Source organism: Vibrio tritonius, from assembly GCF_001547935.1.
Taxonomy (GTDB): domain Bacteria; phylum Pseudomonadota; class Gammaproteobacteria; order Enterobacterales; family Vibrionaceae; genus Vibrio; species Vibrio tritonius.
Window position 1 is genome coordinate 413,550 of the sequence record NZ_AP014636.1, and the last position, 17,525, is coordinate 431,074.

At 43.3% G+C, this 17,525-nt stretch carries 18 protein-coding genes; 14 read left to right on the forward strand and 4 right to left on the reverse strand.

The features are described from left to right. Positions 1–59: 59 nt before the first annotated feature. The 3 genes from JCM16456_RS17030 (at position 60) to JCM16456_RS17040 (ending at position 3,630) form a co-directional block, all read left to right on the forward strand. The gene (locus JCM16456_RS17030; protein ID WP_068716737.1) at positions 60–419 is read left to right on the forward strand and encodes a hypothetical protein; all 360 of its coding nucleotides are present in this window, start codon (positions 60–62) and stop codon (positions 417–419) included. Between the two features lie 197 nt (positions 420–616). Beyond that, positions 617–2,620, forward strand: a complete 2,004-nt coding sequence (locus JCM16456_RS17035) for a methyl-accepting chemotaxis protein (RefSeq protein WP_162266554.1) — start codon at positions 617–619, stop codon at positions 2,618–2,620. Between the two features lie 236 nt (positions 2,621–2,856). Continuing rightward, complete coding sequence (locus JCM16456_RS17040; protein ID WP_068716741.1) at positions 2,857–3,630, forward strand: ABC transporter substrate-binding protein; 774 nt, start codon at positions 2,857–2,859, stop codon at positions 3,628–3,630. A gap of 132 nt (positions 3,631–3,762) precedes the next feature. Here the strand turns inward: JCM16456_RS17040 and JCM16456_RS17045 are convergent, their stop codons facing one another. Beyond that, positions 3,763–4,188 carry a MarR family winged helix-turn-helix transcriptional regulator gene (locus JCM16456_RS17045; protein ID WP_068716744.1) on the reverse strand — a complete coding sequence of 142 codons (426 nt, stop codon included), beginning with the start codon at positions 4,186–4,188 and terminating at the stop codon, positions 3,763–3,765. A gap of 67 nt (positions 4,189–4,255) precedes the next feature. Between JCM16456_RS17045 and JCM16456_RS17050 the strand changes: the two genes are divergently transcribed. From JCM16456_RS17050 to JCM16456_RS23390, 8 genes are all read left to right on the forward strand, one after another. Next, positions 4,256–4,702: a DUF2798 domain-containing protein gene (locus JCM16456_RS17050; protein ID WP_068716746.1), complete on the forward strand. Its 447-nt coding sequence runs from the start codon at positions 4,256–4,258 to the stop codon at positions 4,700–4,702. Positions 4,703–5,079: 377 nt separating this feature from the next. After that, complete coding sequence (gene hpxO / locus JCM16456_RS17055) at positions 5,080–6,234, forward strand: FAD-dependent urate hydroxylase HpxO (protein ID WP_068716748.1); 1,155 nt, start codon at positions 5,080–5,082, stop codon at positions 6,232–6,234. A 225-nt stretch (positions 6,235–6,459) separates the two neighbouring features. Next, the gene (locus tag JCM16456_RS17060) at positions 6,460–7,422 is read left to right on the forward strand and encodes a transposase (protein WP_068716750.1); all 963 of its coding nucleotides are present in this window, start codon (positions 6,460–6,462) and stop codon (positions 7,420–7,422) included. A 232-nt stretch (positions 7,423–7,654) separates the two neighbouring features. Next, positions 7,655–8,359 carry an RHS repeat-associated core domain-containing protein gene (locus tag JCM16456_RS24235; protein ID WP_068716752.1) on the forward strand — a complete coding sequence of 235 codons (705 nt, stop codon included), beginning with the start codon at positions 7,655–7,657 and terminating at the stop codon, positions 8,357–8,359. A gap of 5 nt (positions 8,360–8,364) precedes the next feature. Beyond that, positions 8,365–9,039 (forward strand): hypothetical protein, encoded by a 675-nt coding sequence (locus JCM16456_RS17070; RefSeq protein WP_068716754.1) that lies wholly within the window; start codon positions 8,365–8,367, stop codon positions 9,037–9,039. Between the two features lie 380 nt (positions 9,040–9,419). Beyond that, on the forward strand, positions 9,420–10,211 hold the full coding sequence (locus tag JCM16456_RS24240) for an RHS repeat-associated core domain-containing protein (protein WP_068716756.1): 792 nt from the start codon (positions 9,420–9,422) through the stop codon (positions 10,209–10,211). An 11-nt stretch (positions 10,212–10,222) separates the two neighbouring features. Next, the gene (locus JCM16456_RS17080) at positions 10,223–10,591 is read left to right on the forward strand and encodes a hypothetical protein (RefSeq protein WP_068716758.1); all 369 of its coding nucleotides are present in this window, start codon (positions 10,223–10,225) and stop codon (positions 10,589–10,591) included. Positions 10,592–10,889: 298 nt separating this feature from the next. Then, positions 10,890–12,046 (forward strand): IS3 family transposase gene (locus JCM16456_RS23390; RefSeq protein ID WP_156430586.1). Its coding sequence is split into 2 segments (ribosomal slippage): positions 10,890–11,145 and positions 11,145–12,046, totalling 1,158 coding nucleotides; the frame shifts between segments, so codons are not numbered across the junction. Positions 12,047–12,049: 3 nt separating this feature from the next. Here JCM16456_RS23390 and JCM16456_RS24505 read toward each other — a convergent pair. After that, positions 12,050–12,259, reverse strand: a complete 210-nt coding sequence (locus tag JCM16456_RS24505; RefSeq protein WP_197655236.1) for a helix-turn-helix domain-containing protein — start codon at positions 12,257–12,259, stop codon at positions 12,050–12,052. A 556-nt stretch (positions 12,260–12,815) separates the two neighbouring features. On the opposite strand from JCM16456_RS24505, the gene JCM16456_RS17095 reads away from it, so the two are divergent. Both JCM16456_RS17095 and JCM16456_RS17100 read left to right on the forward strand, forming a co-directional pair. Continuing rightward, positions 12,816–13,613 carry a PhzF family phenazine biosynthesis protein gene (locus JCM16456_RS17095; RefSeq protein ID WP_068716764.1) on the forward strand — a complete coding sequence of 266 codons (798 nt, stop codon included), beginning with the start codon at positions 12,816–12,818 and terminating at the stop codon, positions 13,611–13,613. Between the two features lie 24 nt (positions 13,614–13,637). After that, positions 13,638–14,084 (forward strand): GNAT family N-acetyltransferase, encoded by a 447-nt coding sequence (locus JCM16456_RS17100; protein ID WP_068716766.1) that lies wholly within the window; start codon positions 13,638–13,640, stop codon positions 14,082–14,084. 5 nt (positions 14,085–14,089) lie between these two features. On the opposite strand, the gene JCM16456_RS17105 is transcribed toward JCM16456_RS17100, so the two are convergent. Further along, complete coding sequence (locus tag JCM16456_RS17105) at positions 14,090–14,773, reverse strand: response regulator (RefSeq protein WP_068716769.1); 684 nt, start codon at positions 14,771–14,773, stop codon at positions 14,090–14,092. Next, on the reverse strand, positions 14,767–16,179 hold the full coding sequence (locus JCM16456_RS17110; protein WP_408068392.1) for an ATP-binding protein: 1,413 nt from the start codon (positions 16,177–16,179) through the stop codon (positions 14,767–14,769). The genes JCM16456_RS17105 and JCM16456_RS17110 overlap by 7 nt, the downstream gene beginning before the upstream one ends. A 128-nt stretch (positions 16,180–16,307) precedes the next feature. On the opposite strand from JCM16456_RS17110, the gene JCM16456_RS17115 reads away from it, so the two are divergent. After that, positions 16,308–17,522 carry an efflux RND transporter periplasmic adaptor subunit gene (locus JCM16456_RS17115; protein WP_068716772.1) on the forward strand — a complete coding sequence of 405 codons (1,215 nt, stop codon included), beginning with the start codon at positions 16,308–16,310 and terminating at the stop codon, positions 17,520–17,522. Positions 17,523–17,525: the final 3 nt, after the last annotated feature.

The following is a 17,525-nucleotide window of genomic DNA, read 5'->3' on the forward strand; positions in this document are numbered from 1 at the left end:
CTTTTGGGTATAGTGCGCGCTGACATTGACAAAGATTTGCATTAAAGAGGTGGTTTAGAGTGAAGTTCGCAAAAATACTGCAATGGGTGGTGACTTACAACATCATCGGGCTTGTGTTGTTGTTTGCCGAAGAAAAATGGCTTGATGTTTTTCATTTGGTGCATTGGGTTGATTATGCGTTCTTTGTAATGGTTGCGCTTTGGTGTTGTGCTGCTCTTATGGCGATGACTCGCGTTAGTGATCAAGGTAAGAAAGGCAAAATCAATTGGCTGCGTCGCGATCAAGTTATGGTGGCAAAAAAGACAGCAATAGAAAAAAGCAAGCAAAACAGCGCCATACACAAAAAGCCAGAATGGATGCTTTTTTTTGCTGGCTTACCCAGTGCTTTTTTTGTATTAACCTATCACTTTCTTTTTTAATCATTTTTCTGTAACCACAGAGTCATAGTTCTCTGGCAGTCTGCGTTAGTTATACCCTCCTTTTTATACTGTTTGGCTAAAAAGTAGCCATCACGTACACATAACCTTCATAACCGAATGGTATACAGGTGACATACATTGTTGTAGCGAGCCGTTTCATGCTCGTATCAGCATTATGCTCCCTAGTTCCGAGGTTAATGATGTATTTATCTCTTATACACCGGGTGATTGCAGGTTTTGCTGTAGTGATCCTTTTGGTTTTGGGTATTAGCGTTTCAGCTTATGTTTCCCAAGTGAAAATGGCGGACCAGTTAAAGTTGACTTCTTCAACCTTAACGGAATTGCTTGATGGGTCAAACACCTTGCTGCTTGATTTAGAAAACATTAATCGCATTACGTTGTTCCATGCGAATGAAAACGACCAAGCACAGCGCCAAAAGCTCGCAGAAGAATTTCGTGCCGCAGTCAATCAGTACCGCTCTAACCGAGATAAGCTTGCAAAGCGTTTGCAAGGCTATCCTGAGCTTAGTCAGCAGCTAGCTAAAGTTGATCAAGAGGCTGGAACCTTGATAAAAGGCGCAGAGCAACACTTAGACATTCAAGAACAACGGATTGCGGCTAAGAATGCCTCCACCGTCGAATTAGCTCAATTTGAATCAGGCTGGAAAAACCTCGAGCAAGACTTAACCGCGCTCAATTCAGAAGCGGAATGGAATAATTTGGAGCTGGTGGTGATTGATTTGGATATTGCCGAAGCTAAAGGAAAGAGCGTTGAAAACCTACTGCAAAAGGCACTCTTGGTTGAAAACGACCAAGCAATTCAGTCATTGACTAAACAAGTTAAAGAACATTTAGCGATATTTAGTGAGAAGCTGACCGCGGTAATTAAGGAGATGCCTGACAGTAAAAAGACATTGCAACGCTATGTTGATTTACTAACACGCACCGTTGTGCTACCCGAGGGCTTAATGAGCCAGCACTTGCAGGCCCTAGCTCTACAACGTCAAAGCAGTGCTAAACTCGCCAGACTAAGTCAGCAAGTTGATAAGATTATTAAGGATGCTGGTGAAATCACGAGCCAAGTCCGCCAAATGTCGAGTGATGCTCGCGCGGAAGCAGAGCAGCAAGCCTCTTACTCTATGATCACTAACGTCGTTCTTTCTCTTGTATCGATTATCGTGGCTGTCGTGGTTGCGGGTACGGTGGTGTATGCGATTAAGCGACCACTAAACGTGATTACCAAGGCGTTAAGTGAACTGGCAAATGGCAACCTTGCTTGGACCATTAAAGAAGAATTTCGTTCAGAAATGGGGATTGTGGTAAAAGATATCAATAAGTTAGGTAAGCAATTGCACCATTTAATTGGCAGTGTAAAGCAATCTGCCAATACGCTAACACAAGTTGCTGGCGATAGTTATTCCATGAGCGATAAGACGCACCGTGATTTAGCATTGCAACGTAAACAGACGGACTCTATTGCAACCGCGATTACTGAGATGGAAAGTGCTGTCGATGAAGTTGCTCACCATGCGAGCGATGCGAGTAACGAAGTTGAGAAAGTGACCGAGTTAGCAAACAGTAATATTGCCAATATGCAAAATAATTTGGCTTTTATTAGCTCACTTAAAACCTCGTTAGATGACGCTTCAGGGCTTATCCATCAGTTATCGAGTGAGACGCAAGAGATTGGTCACTTTATTGAGGTGATCCAAAACATCTCGGAGCAGACCAATTTATTGGCATTGAATGCTGCAATTGAAGCGGCACGCGCTGGTGAGAATGGTCGCGGGTTTGCTGTTGTTGCTGATGAAGTTCGCTCACTTGCTACCAATTCACGCCGTTCTGCCGATGAAATCAGTCAGAAAATCGATGGTCTACAGAAAATGGCTCAGCAAGCAGTCGGCATTATGGAAAGCAATTTATCAAATGCAGATAAGTCTGTTAGTCAGACAGAGAAAACCCATACTTCATTACGTGCCATGATCGCCCGTCTTAGTACCATTAATGAAATGAGCCGTTCAATTGCAACTGCTTGTGAGCAACAAAGTGTTGTGGCTAAAGAAGTTGCGGTGAATATCGTGACCATTTCTGACATGGCCTCCAGTATTACAGAAGATTCGGAAACCCTCGCGCACAACAGCGAATCGTTAAACACCTTGGCAGCAGAACAAAGCCAGCTTGTTGCAAGGTTTGCGCTATAACGGTGAGATTGTTTATTTGCCGGATACCAACGGAAGACCAGCCATAGGCTGGTCTTTTTTATGGAGTGTTTTTTGAATTTAAAACCATCCCGCTTGTATTTTAATGAATATTAAATCATTAAAATGGCTTGATTATTCATTTTGGATGTTGTAAAAATAGCACCACGCACTCAGGGTGCAACCAAACAACATTTGTAGACACAGCATAACAATAAACAACAAAAATAAGAGCCAGTATGAAAAAGACTATCGTTACCGTATTACTCACAGGAATCGCACTATCAACGTCAAGCTTTGCAGCAAACAAAGTGCGTCTAGGGGTTGAACCAGGCTATGCACCGTTCGAATTCAAAAAGCCAGATGGTTCACTGGCTGGATTCGATATCGATTTGGGTAAAGAGATCTGCCAACGTATTAAAGCAGACTGTACTTGGGTTGAAAGCGATTTTGATGGTCTTATCCCAGCTTTAAAAGCGAAAAAAATTGATGCAATTTTATCTTCCATGTCAATTACCCCTGCACGTGAGAAGCAGATCAGTTTTTCTGACAAACTGTATGGAACACCAGCTCGCCTTGTTACGGCTAACTCTGTGACTTTTCAGCCAACACCAGAATCGCTTAAAGGTAAGCGAGTCGGGGTTTATCAAGGTACTACGGCAGAGACTTATGCTAAGGAACAATGGGTACGCAAAGGGGTTGATGTCGTGACTTACCAAAGTCAAGATATCATCTATGCAGATATGGTTAATGGTCGTCTAGACGCCGCATTCCAAGATGCAGTAGCAGCAAATGATGGCTTCTTAAAGCGTCCTGTTGGTAAAGGTTTCCACTTCAGTGGCCCTGAAGTAAACGATGTGAAATATTTTGGCGTGGGAGCTGGTATTGGTATCCGTAAAGCAGATGTTGAGTTGAAAAACAGCATTAACAAAGCGTTAGCAGAGATGCACGCTGATGGCACTTACGACAAGATTGCAAAACAGTACTTCGATTTCGACATATACGGTAAATAAGGCTAATTAGCCAAGGAAGCCTGAGTTCTTCCTTTGCGATATTAGTGTTACTGTTTCCCGACAGCATACCGTATGTTTCCCCAAAGCAGCGCATTTTGCGCTGCTTTTTTTCGCCTTCATCTCTTTGTTAAATCAGCCTGCTAGATTATTTTCCATCAATTGAATCCAACGCAGCATTTCTTGCTGCTGATTTTGCGGGATTCCGCGAGTCATTTTTTCTGAGATTTTCTCGCGAACCGCTCTAATTTCCTCGAAGCATTCTTGTCCTGTCGCCGTCAAAGTAAGAAGCAGTTGACGTTTGTCTTTAGGGTTAGGAGCGCGGTCCAAGTAGCCTATTGCAATCAGATCATTAACCAAGCGAGTGATTTGTGCTTTATCTTTTTTAGTACTAACCACCACATCGTGTGCAGTACAGGGCGTTTTTTCTGCAATACGAAACAGCACTAGGCTCTGATAAAAAGTCAGTGTTATCTCTTTTTTTATCAACTCCTTAGATATTTTTTCTCTTAGGCTTTGCGTTAAGTTGGCAATTTGTTGTTCTAAACTATTACGATTCATATGGTTGATATAGTCAACTATTTTATATTATAGTTGACTATATCAACTAATTAAGCAAGATATCCTAATGAAGATCAAAAAAATGGCAATTACTCTGCCAGCCCCTCTATGCATTGTCGCTACGATCACACTTTTTATGACGTATCTGAATCATGGATTTAGTCATGATTTTATAAGCCAATGGTTGTGTGCATTTGCTTTCTCTGTGATCATTGTGCTGCCACTTGCAGGTGTATTGATTGTTAACGTGTCTAAGTGGGTCGAAACTAGCCTATTGCCAAATGCGAAACCGCTGTATCAAAAGCTAGTGCAGTGTGTTTTTATCGCTGTAGGCATTGAAAGTGTGATTAGCGTTGTAACAACATTAACGACAGTGCATGTCGCCAATGCTCAGGAATTTCTTTCTGTGTGGGCGATGACTTTAGTTCGTGCGTTACCGTTAGGTTATGTGATTGGCATGATGATGGTATTTGTTGTTAAACCTCGTATTTCACGTGCGTTAGCTCGTGCTTAGTTGCTCAATAGCTTTGCTACTGAATAGCGACCAACTTTGATGTTGGTCGCTTACTAGGGCCGTTTCGTAACGATCGATGCAAATAAAATTCGGTATGAAACGGTTGCACCTTTATTAATCATTTCTCTATATCGTGCACAATTTTAGGTCGAACTAGGAATCAATTGTTTTTCTTTCAACTCAATCGATGTGATTTTGTTTCTTTTTATCTAATTGATAATTAGAGACTTAACTGAGCTAAACGTTTGCTAAATTTGCCACGAAAAATTGGCATGGGATATGCCTAGATTGTATACAATGTTCAATATTGGAGTGTGCCTAACTCAACACTCGTAAAGTGAGTTATTGCGCAGTCCGGTCACTTAAGGAAGAGAGAGATGAAAGGAATCGTCATTGGCGCAGGTATGGGCGGCATGTCTGCTGCTGCCGCTCTTAAGAAACAAGGCATAGATTGTGAGGTTTTCGAAGCCGTTAAAGAGAACAAACCGGTCGGTGCCGCCATTTCGGTGTGGTCAAACGGCGTGAAATGCATGAACTACCTAGGAATGGGGGAGATCATGGATAAGCTGGGTGGGCCAATGCATTACATGGCCTACATGGAGGGGGCGACTGGACAAGTTATGACTCAATTCAGTTTGCAGCCATTAGTGGACGCCGTTGGTGAGCGCCCTTGTCCTGTTTCTCGCGCTGATCTTCAAGCGAGTATGATCGATTGGTGGGGCCGAGAATCGGTCCATTTTGGAAAAGTGATTGAAAGGGTAGAGCAGGATAAAGTAGGTATCACTGCCTTTTTTACTGATGGTTCGACCGAACAAGCTGACTTTTTGATTGCAGCAGACGGTACGCACTCTGTCATTCGTCCTTACGTACTCGGTTATCAACCAGAGCGTCGTTATGCGGGTTATGTGAACTGGAATGGCCTTGTAGATATTGATACCGATATTGCCCCTGACAATCAATGGACCACATTTGTTGGTGAGGGCAAACGAGTTTCTTTGATGCCCATTGCTGGCGGTCAATTTTACTACTTCTTTGATGTACCTTTAGCCAAAGGTTTGGCAGAAGACCGAAGCACCGCCAAGGCGGATTTAGCTCGCTATTTCGCGGGATGGTGTGAACCAGTGCAAAAGCTGATTGCTGCACTGGACGACAGCAAGATCAATCGAATAGAGGTGCATGATATTGAGCCGTTCCCCACCTTAGTGAAAGGGCGGGTCGCTTTATTGGGGGATGCTGGCCACAGCACCACTCCAGACATTGGTCAGGGTGGTTGCGCTGCATTTGAAGATGCCGTCGTACTTTCTACCGTACTGCAGCATTACGATGATATTGATTACGCACTACAAGAGTACCAACGCTTACGGGCTGAACGCGTAAAAGATTTAGTGCTCAAGGCGCGTAAGCGTTGTGATGTAACACATGGCAAGCATATGACAACCACAGAGCAGTGGTATAACGAATTAAAGCAGGAAAGCGGAGAACACATTATGGAAGGCTTAAAAGTCACCATCGCAGGTGGACCGCTCGGTTAATTTACTCGCACAACCATAACAACATCAGCTGGCAGCCCAAAGCACCTGTACATCAGGTGCTTTTTTAGAGGACACACACCTTTATTCAGTTCACATTTTGGTTTTAGCCATACAAAACATCCCCAGCCATTCTTTGAAGTATCTCGAGTAATTACTGGCTCATTCTTTTACTCTCTTCAGTTAATCGCCACGCTAAGGCTCTCTATTTTCTCGGAATCGCAATTTATGACGACCGCACGCTCACAGCTGATTTGCCCCGACATCACGCCTTATTATCACTGCGTGTCTCGCTGTGTGCGTCGGACCTATTTATGTGGTTTTGATAGTCTCACTGGAAAATCTTATGAGCATCGCCGCGATTGGATTGAGCAGCGCATTCTTAGCCTTGCCAATGTTTATCTGATTCAAATCTGCTCTTATGCGGTGATGAGCAATCATTACCATTTGGTTGTTCGTATTGATAAAGAGAGCGCTCTTGCTTTATCGGACTTAGAAGTAGTTGAACGCTGGCACGCGGAACATCAACTGCCACCAATTATTCAACGTTGGTTAGCAGGAGAGATTAAATCGGACGCAGAAAAAGAAGCGTGCAATCAATTCATTAAAGAGTGGCGAGAGCGACTTTATTCCCTCAGCTGGTTTATGAGAGAACTTAATTATGGCATTGCCGTTCAAGCCAACAAAGAGGACCAATGCACTGGTCGTTTTTGGGAAGGGCGATTTAAATCACAAGCGCTACTTGATGAAAAAGCCTTGCTGGCAGCGATGGCGTATGTCGATTTAAACCCAATTCGAGCAAAAATGGCCGACACGCCTGAGCAATCCGACTTTACCTCAATAAAAGCGAGACTCACGAGTTTAGAGAAAGGAAAAACTACCACACCATCGCTTGCCAATTTCATGGGCTACGAGCATCAAGATAAGACTCTAGGCATTCCTTTTAAGCTCAGCGACTACCTTGAGCTAGTAGATTGGGTTGGTCGACAAATAAGGCCAGATAAACCCGGCTATATCGCTGAGTCACAACCCCATATACTCGCAAGACTCTCGTTAACCCAATCTGACTGTTTAGCACTTTGTACTGAACTAGAGAAAAAGCCTCGAGTTTGGGTTGGTACCGCAGCACGTTTACACCATGCCAAAACAGCACTAAATAAGAAGCGGATGGTTGCACTGCATATCGCCTAAATCTTCAATCGGTATTATTTAAATTTAACCCACCAATACTTCCATTTCGATTAGACAACACTAACGAGCTGCCACCTATACAAAATCAGGCAGTTAGTGATTATTTCGATCCTGATTAGTTATTAAAAAACAGAACAACGACTGTTCAATCTCTGCTTTGACTTTGCTTTTTTGCAGGACACACGCTTTAAGTTTGTCTTTGTTCATGTTTTGGGATGGTGACTGTCCCTCTATGGACCATTCGCCGTACGGTGCGATATCCGGTGATGATTTATCCGTTCAGCCGTTTGGTATGTCGACTAAACGTGGTGATTTTGAAAGTGGTTTGGTGTACTTTGGGTTTCGCTTTTATGTGCCTCATTTAGGCCGTTGGCTAAACCGTGATCCATTGCAAGAGCAAGGTGGCATCAACCTTTATGGTTATGTGAATGGTGATCCGTTAGGGTATGTGGACCCGGATGGACGGTATGCTATTTGGGTTGCCAGAGGAGTTGCTGCAGCTGTCAGTGCTGGAAGTGATTATTTAATCCAAGCTGGGTTTTATTATGCCGCACATGGTTCCTGGATCCCTTGGGACTGTGTCGATGGCTATAGTATGCTTGAAAGTGCTGGATTGGGGGCTTTGGGAGTTACAAAGAGTGCAGGTAAATTACCTCTTTATGACGCTAGAACTTTAAAAAGAATGGGCGAGGATACCTTCCACAATTTCCCTGCATCTTTTGAAAAAATTATTCTTTCTCAGAAGCCTATAGTCAGGGCAAATGGTCGCTCTGAATATCTAAAACAGGGAACAATTAATGGAAAAGAAGGTGTTTTCCATATTACTACAGACAAAGGTGGAAAAATAATGCGACACAGAGCATTTATTCCAAAGAGTGATTGGGCGCGCTACTCAGACAGGTGGGAGCTTCCAAGTATTGAAAATGTAGCGAATTAAAAAACATGAATGATAATTTAAATTATAGCTTTTCCGGCGATGATTACGATCAGACACTGGATTTACAATCTTTCGGATTGAATGTGTTTAATGGTGTTGCAGACGATTTGGTTACGAGTGTTAATGGAGAGTTGCAAGTTCGACTTAATTTTAACGGCGATATTGGCTATTTGCATAACCTGAGAATTGCTAACGACGTCGTTGTATTCGTACCAGTAATTTCTGATATCGAAATTGAAGGATATCTTAGCAGTTCAAACTCTTTCATTCTGATTTGCTCTTTAAAAGAGTTGAAGGAATTTTGGTCAGCTTTAAGATACGAGCCTAGTGAGCTCGAAGAACTTCAACAAGCGACTCAGAATGACTTGTTTTTATTGTGGCTGATATCTAGTGGAACTAAGTCGTTAATGTCGCTTAGGATGGAATCGTTAGTGGATTCTTTATTAAAGAATATTATCGCTGAAAGTGCAGATGGCTCGCCATCTGTTCAAGAAGTCATACAAAGCATTTATACGGGGGATAAGACTCTTGAGCTCATTGATACTAGTAACTTTAGTTTTAAAGAAACGATAACCGTATTTATTGATGAAGATAACGGTGAAATTATCGAGTGGAACGCTTTAGATACTAAAAGAGTCCACTGTTTGCTAAACAGCAATTATTTGCTCAAGCTTACATAGATATTCCAAAGCCCTTCGGGGCTTTTTCTTTGCTCTCAAATCATTAATAAAACCGATATTTATTAGAAAGGTTAATAACCTGCCTGTTTTTTCGACTAAAAAATTGCGTTTGCTGTATTAGGATTTTTATAATCGCTTTTTTAAAGGAATTTTAAAAAATGACTAAAATTGAAGTTTTTTCTGGGCGGAAATTGAACGATTGTACGCTGGTCTTTTGTGTTCAAATCACTGTAGATGTTGTGAGTCCTGGGCTGTAGTAGTAATTGGTAATTATAATGAATAACAATAATATCAATAATTTGACTGTAACTATTTAGTAATCTAACTGGGACACACACCTTAAAAAAGCACGAAAAAGCGGTGATAATAAATATACCTACATGACCAATCATCTGGGGCATGTTTATGGGGTATTTGATCAAACCGGCACTCGGGTTGAAAGCCATGCGTATTCGCCATACGGTGCGATATCTGGTGATGATTTATCCGTTCAGCCGTTCGGAATGTCGACCAAGCGCAGTGATTTTGCCAGTGGTTTGGTGTACTTTGGTTATCGCTTTTATGTGCCTCATTTAGGTCGTTGGCTGAATCGTGACCCACTGCAAGAGCAAGGTGGCATCAACCTTTATGGCTATGTGCACGGTGATCCGTTAGGTTATGTGGATCCGGATGGGCGGTATGCTATTTGGGTTGCCAGAGGAGTTGCTGCAGCTGTTGGTGCTGGAAGTAATTATTTAATCCAAGCTGGGTTTTATTATGCCGCACATGGTTTCTGGAGCCCTTGGGACTGTGTCGATGGCTATAGTATGCTTGAAAGTGCCGGATTAGGGGCTTTGGGTGTAGGAAAAAGTGCTAAGGTTCCAAAGGGAGGGCGTGGGCAGCAAGTTGGAAGCATGATAAAAACTGATGGTTCAACCACGGCCAGCGCCATAAAAGCAAAAGCGGAGTCGGTAGGTTTTAAATCCACCCAAACAGCAAACGGTCCTTTGAAAATGGTTGATGAAAATGGAGTGGCTCGGGTAACGATTAAAGGCGGAAGTCAACGTGCACCGGGTAATGCTGGTCCTCATGTTGAGCTTAAAACTTCTAGTGGTCAAAGAGTAAATCCTGCTGGTAATCCAGTAACACGTAAGAGCCCTGAAAATCACACACCAATTGACTTTGATTTATAGGAGAATGTGTGATGAGTAGTTACTATGATTGGGAAGGGTTTGCTGATATTTATTTGGAAGATAGTTTTGTATTGGGTATTTGTGAATCTCCCAATGAAATTTCTTTTATTGTTGAAGCGGTCTTGACGGAAAATCACCCTTTGTATACGCCGCCTGAAAGTGATGAGCAATATTGTTATAAGAAAGGAAAGATTGTTTTTCAAGGCTTGAAGTGCGTTAGATGGATAAATAGAAACGAGGCTCCATTTACTGATGCTTCTGGTGAAGAAGACTATGGTAATATTGATGTTTTTGAATTATCGAATGATAAGTATGTTCTGTCAGGAGATTGGGGTGAGCTAGAAGTCACGTCAATACCTGTAAAGTGGATTTGTATTTAAGGTCAGAGCCATTCAAATTAAATGGGCTTTGGTTGAAATTAAAGAGGGAGGACACACACTATAATCAAAGATACAAAAGTAGCAGATTAGGATGCGTATCCTTTTATTTTAATTTATCATGAAAAGAACCTCACTATTTAGTGAGGTTCTTTGCTTTTTAAACCAGTCTCGTTAATTAAAGCATGCTTTCATCAATGTCCTTTTTAAATCATTAGCCAAATAACACATCTTTATAGTGGTTTAATGATCCCGGACACCTAATTAGGTGGTAAAATCTCCACCATAAATGAGGTGTTCAATGACAAAACAACGACGTACATTTTCTGCTGAGTTCAAAATGGAAGCAGCAAGTTTGGTTCTTGACGATGGCTATTCAGTACCTGCAGCTGCACGCTCCATTGGCGTGGGTGAAACTGCTTTACGGCGCTGGGTTGACCAACTCAAAATTGAACGCGGTGGGATAACGCCAACAACCAAAGCTCTCACTCCTGAGCAGCAAAAAATTCAGGAATTAGAAGCCAGAATCAATCGATTGGAACGAGAAAAGTCCATTCTAAAAAAGGCTACAGCTCTCTTAATGTCGGACGAACTCGAACATTCTCGTTAGTTGACCAGTTAAGAGAGCATGAATCAGTCAAGTGTCTTTGCAAGCTATTCGATGTTGCTCTTTCTAGTTATTACGAGTTCAAACAGAGAAAGCCTGACGTCAAACGTATTGAGCTGACAAGTCGAGTAAGAGAATTTTTCAATCTCAGTAGAGGTTCTGCTGGCAGTCGAACGATTGTTTCGATGCTTCGCGCAGAACATATAAACATTGGCCGTTTCAAGGTGCGCAAGATCATGCAAGAGTCTGGTTTAATGAGTAACCAGCCAGGTTCCCATCGATATAAACCCACTGCATCTGAACGACCTGATATCCCGAATTTGTTGAAACGTGAATTCTCCGTAGCGACTCCAAATCGAGTATGGTGCGGTGATATCACTTATATTTGGACTGGTTCGAAATGGAGTTACTTAGCTGTTGTCCTAGATTTGTTTAGTCGGAGAGTAGTTGGATGGGCACTATCAGACAAACCTGATGCAGAACTTGCAACCAAAGCTTTAGATATGGCTTGGGAACAACGAGGTCGCCCTAAAAACGTGACGTTTCATTCTGATCAAGGAAGTCAGTACGGTAGTCGCAAATTTCGTCAAAAGCTTTGGCGATATCGCATAACTCAAAGCATGGGCCGTCGAGGAAATTGCTGGGATAATGCACCAATGGAAAGGCTATTTAGAAGTTTGAAAACTGAATGGATACCCGCAACAGGCTATTCGACATTAGTTCAAGCAAAGAAAGATATCAGTTATTACTTGATGGAATACTACAATCGGCAACGGCCTCATCAGGCAAATGATGGGCTGTCGCCAGTAAATGCCGAAAATCGGCTTAAATATATGTCCGGAATTAGTTGACCACTATACTTTTAACTTGGTGGGGCGGTATGGGAATGCGCCTAAGTTGGAGGAGGCTGATCGCCAATCTTGATTGGACATGAATTTTTTTCGGTATTCCGATGGAGTGACGCCGCAATACGTTCTAAATGCTGCGATCATTCGGCGATGTTCATTGAATCCAACAGCGTGACTGATGTCAGTTATCGGGAGGTGGACTGTAGTGGTCGACAAATAAGGCCAGATAAGTCCGGCTATATAGCTGATTCACAACCGAATATACTCGCAAGACTCTCGCTAACCCAATCTGACTGTTTAGCACTTTGTACTGAACTATAGAAAAAGCCTCGAGTTTGGGTTGGTACCACAGCACGTTTACACCATGCCAAAACAGAACAACGACTGTTCAATCTCTGCTTTGACTGTGTATTGGAATGGTGACTGTCCCCCTATGTTAGTGAGTGTCCCCCTAAGGATGATGTTCTTGGAGGGTGAGTGTCCCCCCTATGGTCGATGACCTCTATGCTCAATAGACCATTCATCTCGAACAATGACAATATTCTGTCAAATAGCGTAAAAATACGTCGCCTAGACTCGAATTTCTTGTCATGTTTACGCACACTGATTACCGGATAACCCCAAATGACCTCAAGATGCAGAATTTAAAGCTTCATCACCGAGTAAGGTGCAAGCTTAATGAAAGCTTATAGCTAGTTTATGCGGGTCAAAGTAAGTGCTGCGATGGCAAGGCTAAGCGAACAACACTCTACCTTAGGAATAAGGACTAGTTATGGAATTAGATATCTATCAGGTAGATGCATTTACTACCGAAGCGTTTAAAGGGAACCCTGCTGGAGTGTGCATTTCTGATGAGGAGCTACGCGAAGGTCAGATGTTGTCAATTGCTCGAGAAATGGCTCTGTCAGAAACGGCTTTTTATGTCCGTAATACGCATAAGTTGCGCTGGTTTACCCCAGAAGTGGAAGTGGCGCTGTGTGGCCACGGAACCTTAGCGCTTGCCCATATTTTGCAAGAGAGCGGTGAAGCATCATTTGGGGATACCTTATGTTTTGAGACGATGTCAGGACCACTTAGCGCCACGATTGAAGAGAATTATATTGCCCTCAATTTCCCAGTGGCTGAATTGCAGGGAGCGGAGGTGGCTCGGGAAAAATTGGACTTATTGGGGATCGATGAAGACAGTGTTGTGAGCTATCTACAGTTTGATAGTAAAGAGCTTATTGAAATAGATAGTGAGCAGTTACTTATCTCACTCACCCCAAGTTTCGAGCGATTAAAGCAACTACCTGGACGAGGCATAGTGGTGACCTCGAAAGCTGGGTGCAATAAACTCGATTTCATTTCCCGTTATTTTGCTCCTTGGGTCGGTGTCAATGAAGACCCGGTAACAGGATCAGCCCATTGCGCTCTCGCTGCTTATTGGGGAGAAAAACTCAAGAAACATCAGCTTAATGGCTATCAAGCATCGCAACGTGGTGGTAACGTAGGTTGCACATTGCTCCCTAACCACCGAGTGGAACTTCGGGGGAAGGCAAAAACAATAGTGAAAGGTAAGTTATATTTATAGTATTCATTAGATAAGGGAAACGAGATGGATTTTACCTTAAGAAAAGCCTCTGCAACGGATATTCCATACCTGTTGGATTTGCGAGATATCACCATGCGCCGTTACTTAGAAGAAACCGGCTCTCCAACCAGTAAAAAAGCCTATTTGGAACGCATTATGCTGCATTTTGATGAGGCGAACATCATTGAAGTCGATGGGGAAAAAGCTGGTTTATTTAAGGCTAAGTTTTTGGCGGACACCCAGCAATGGTTTGTGGTGCAGATCCAAGTGCATCCCGATTATCAAAACCAACATATTGGAAGCCGACTATTAAGCGAGCTTATTGTGCGGGCAAAGCAGGAGCATGTTGCGGTGACATTAGGTGTGCTAAAAACCAATCCAGCGCGTGCTTTGTATGAACGCCTCGGTTTTCGTTCGGTTGGTGAAACGGAGTTTGAATACACCATGTTGCTGCCAGCAGAAGCCGCATAGTGTAATTAACTGTTGTCTTCAAAGCGATAACCCACTCCATAAATGGATTGAATCCAATCTTCACCTTGTTCACCAAGTTTTTTTCTTAAATTCTTGATATGGCTATCGATGGTGCGGTCAGTGACAATCCGATGGTCTGAGTACACCGCATCCATTAATTGATTCCGTGAAAAGACTCTTCCTGGTGCAAGAGAAAGTGTTTCGAGTAAACGAAATTCCACTTGAGTTAATTTGATGGGTACGCCATGCATGGTGACCTGAAAAGACTCATGGTCGATTTTTAAGCCGGTCAATAGTGGTGTTGTGAGCCGCATTTGCCGGCGCAGTGATGCTTTTACTCGCGCGACCACTTCTCTGGGGCTAAAGGGTTTACACACATAATCATCTGCCCCCACTTCAAGTCCCAAAATCCGGTCTATTTCATCCACCTTTGCGGTGACTATCATGATGGGGGCATCGGTTTCTTTGCGTAGTGCGCGGCAAAGTGTCAGGCCATCAACATTAGGTAACATGAGGTCGAGCAATATTAGGTCGGGCTGGACTAAACGAAACGTGTCCATAACTTTGGCACCATCGGCTACATGAGTGCATTGATAACCCGATGCGACAAGGTAGTCGTGCATGATAGACGCTAAGGACATTTCATCTTCAACAATAAGAATATGAGCAGGTTGTGGCTGATTTAACATGTGCTTACCGGTAGTGTTATGGTGATTTTTAACCCACCTAAAGAGGAGGTCGCTGCACTGATTTTGCCATGGTGGGCAGACACAATATTGCGACAAATGGCAAGTCCTAAACCGCTGCCACCACTTTTACGACTGCGAGAGGCGTCGCAACGATAAAAACGTTCGAAAAGATGCGGTATATGATGTGTATCCACGGCAGGAGCGCTGTCTTCAATCGTGATGTGGGCATGTTGTTCTACGTAGTTGCAGCGAATGACCAGCTTGCCGCCAGCATTGGTGTATTTTACTGAGTTACTTAATAAATTCGCAAAAAGTTGAATCAGTCTGACTTCGTCACCTTGCATCAATAGTGGGTGTGGGTAAGGGACGAAATCAAGTTTGAGCTCTGCCTTTATGGCCTGAGTAGCAATACCTTCGACCGTGGACTGCAATAGTGTGGTTAAGTCAACACAGTGGCTGCGCGAGGGGTTAATGCCATTATCGGTAACGGAGAGTTCATGTAGGTCATCGACTAACTTATTTAACTGTGCCATCTGTTGCGATAACGAGTTGAGAGAATGGGTATTCATCGGACGAATGCCATCTTCCATCGCTTCGATTTCAGCGCGCATTACTGCCAAAGGCGTCCGTAGCTCGTGTGAAATGTCGGTCATAAACTGACGCCGCTTTTGTTCGGTGTCGTCTAGTTCTTTGGCAAGTAAATTAAAATGACTGGCGAGCTGGTCCACTTCGTCACGGTCATTTTCCACTAATCGAACCGAGTAGTCGCCTTGGGCTAATTGTTGTGTTGCGTTTTTAACACGATGAACGCGACGCAATACCGTGCCGGAAATAAGCCAAGCAATTAAGGCCGCGAACACGATAGACGCTAACCCGATCATCCACCAATTTTTTAATTGCTGTTGGTAAAAATGGATCGCGCCGTAGGTCACCGCCTTTTGAAATGGAACCAAGGCAAACCACCCCACCACTTGGCTATTGACCCGAATAGGCAGCAATATTGAATGGGCGTCCGCCGATGAATTGCCAACAATCACTTGGTATTGCGTGTCTAACAGTGCCATACGAGGTACAGCGCCAATTTGGTCGGCGACCAATGGAGCACCGTGTTCTGACATGTAATTGTGGCGAGAAACACGCAGCAAATCGTACCAAGTGCGTTTGTTATGCTCTAGAAATTTCCAAGTGAATTGATTCTCTTGATAAGCAGACACCAATTCAGGCATTGCCATTTCCATACGATTCACCCCTTGTTGATTTAGGTAACCGAGGAAATTAGTTTTGAAAGCGAGACGCGAGGCAATACTGCTGACCAACAATACCGTGGTGCAGGAGGTAAGAATCACAATAAATAGCTTGCAGGTAATGCCAAGTTTGATGTTCAAACAGCGGTCCGATAGATCCATGATAATTGAGCGCACTGTATAGCAGACCTTATTAAAAATCTATGTTACTGCTAATAACTCCATAATATCTGCACATTTGTCGTTTAATTTGGACTGTGAATTTCATTTTTTCGTATTGGAGTCGATCGGTGTTTTTTATCAATCGCAAGAAAAGAGTGGTAACTACGAGCCTCGTCGCGTGTTTGACCACTGTGTTAATGACCGGTTGTTCTGAAGAAAAGCCCACAACGCCTAAAGCACCTTTTGATGTTGGCGTTTGGCAAGTGACAACGCAACCTTTCACTCTGCAACAAACGTTAGTTGGGCGCACTGTCGCTCATATGACTTCAGATGTTCGTCCTCAGGTAAGTGGTATTATCAAAAAACGTCTCTTTACAGAAGGCGAGATGGTGCAAGAAGGGCAGATTCTGTATCAAATCGATGATGCGGCATACATAGCCGCTTTCGATAATGCCAAGGGATCGCTTGCTGAAGCTCAGGCATCGGTGTTGTCTGCTAAGCCGAAAGTTGAACGGTATGAAAAGCTAATTAAAATTGATGCTATCAGTCAGCAAGAATTAGATGAAGCCGTGGCCACTTTGCGCCAAGACGAGGCGTCGGTGCTGATTGCTAAAGCAGCCCTTGAAACCGCCAAAATCAATTTAGGCTATACCCAGATTAAAGCGCCCATTTCAGGTCGCATAGGTCTTTCAGATTACACGCCTGGCGCTTTGGTTACCGCTAGCCAAAGTGATGCGTTAACCACCATTCAACAATACGACCCAATATATGTGGACCTAACACAAAGTAGTGCCCAGATGTTACAACTGCAGCGCATGCTAAAAAGTGGCGTATTAACCGCGCAAAAGGGCAATATTCCAGTGTATATCGAATTGGAAGACGGCTCTCTTTACCCACACATGGGCACGCTAAAATTTGTTGGCACATCGGTCGATACCACCACTGGTAATATCAAGTTGCGTGCGCTGATTCCAAACCATGAACAAATGCTGCTGCCGGGCATGTATGTTAAAGCCATTTTGCCAGTGGCAGTGAATAAAAACGCAATACTGGTCCCCCAAGAGTCGGTCACTTACAACACGAAAGGTGAAGCGACAGTCAAAGTGCTGGATGGTGAACATAAGGTACATCAACGTGTGGTGAAAATTAGTGATGCACGCGATAACCAATGGATTGTGACCTCGGGTTTGACTGTCGGAGAGCAATTGATCATTGAAGGAAATACTAAGGTAAACGATGGGCAAACCGTCACTTCTCATCTTGCTGCCAATCCTATTTCAACGACAGAAGAAGGCGACCAACTTTTGTCAGAAGCGCTGCCACTACCAAGTATAAAACAGTAAGGA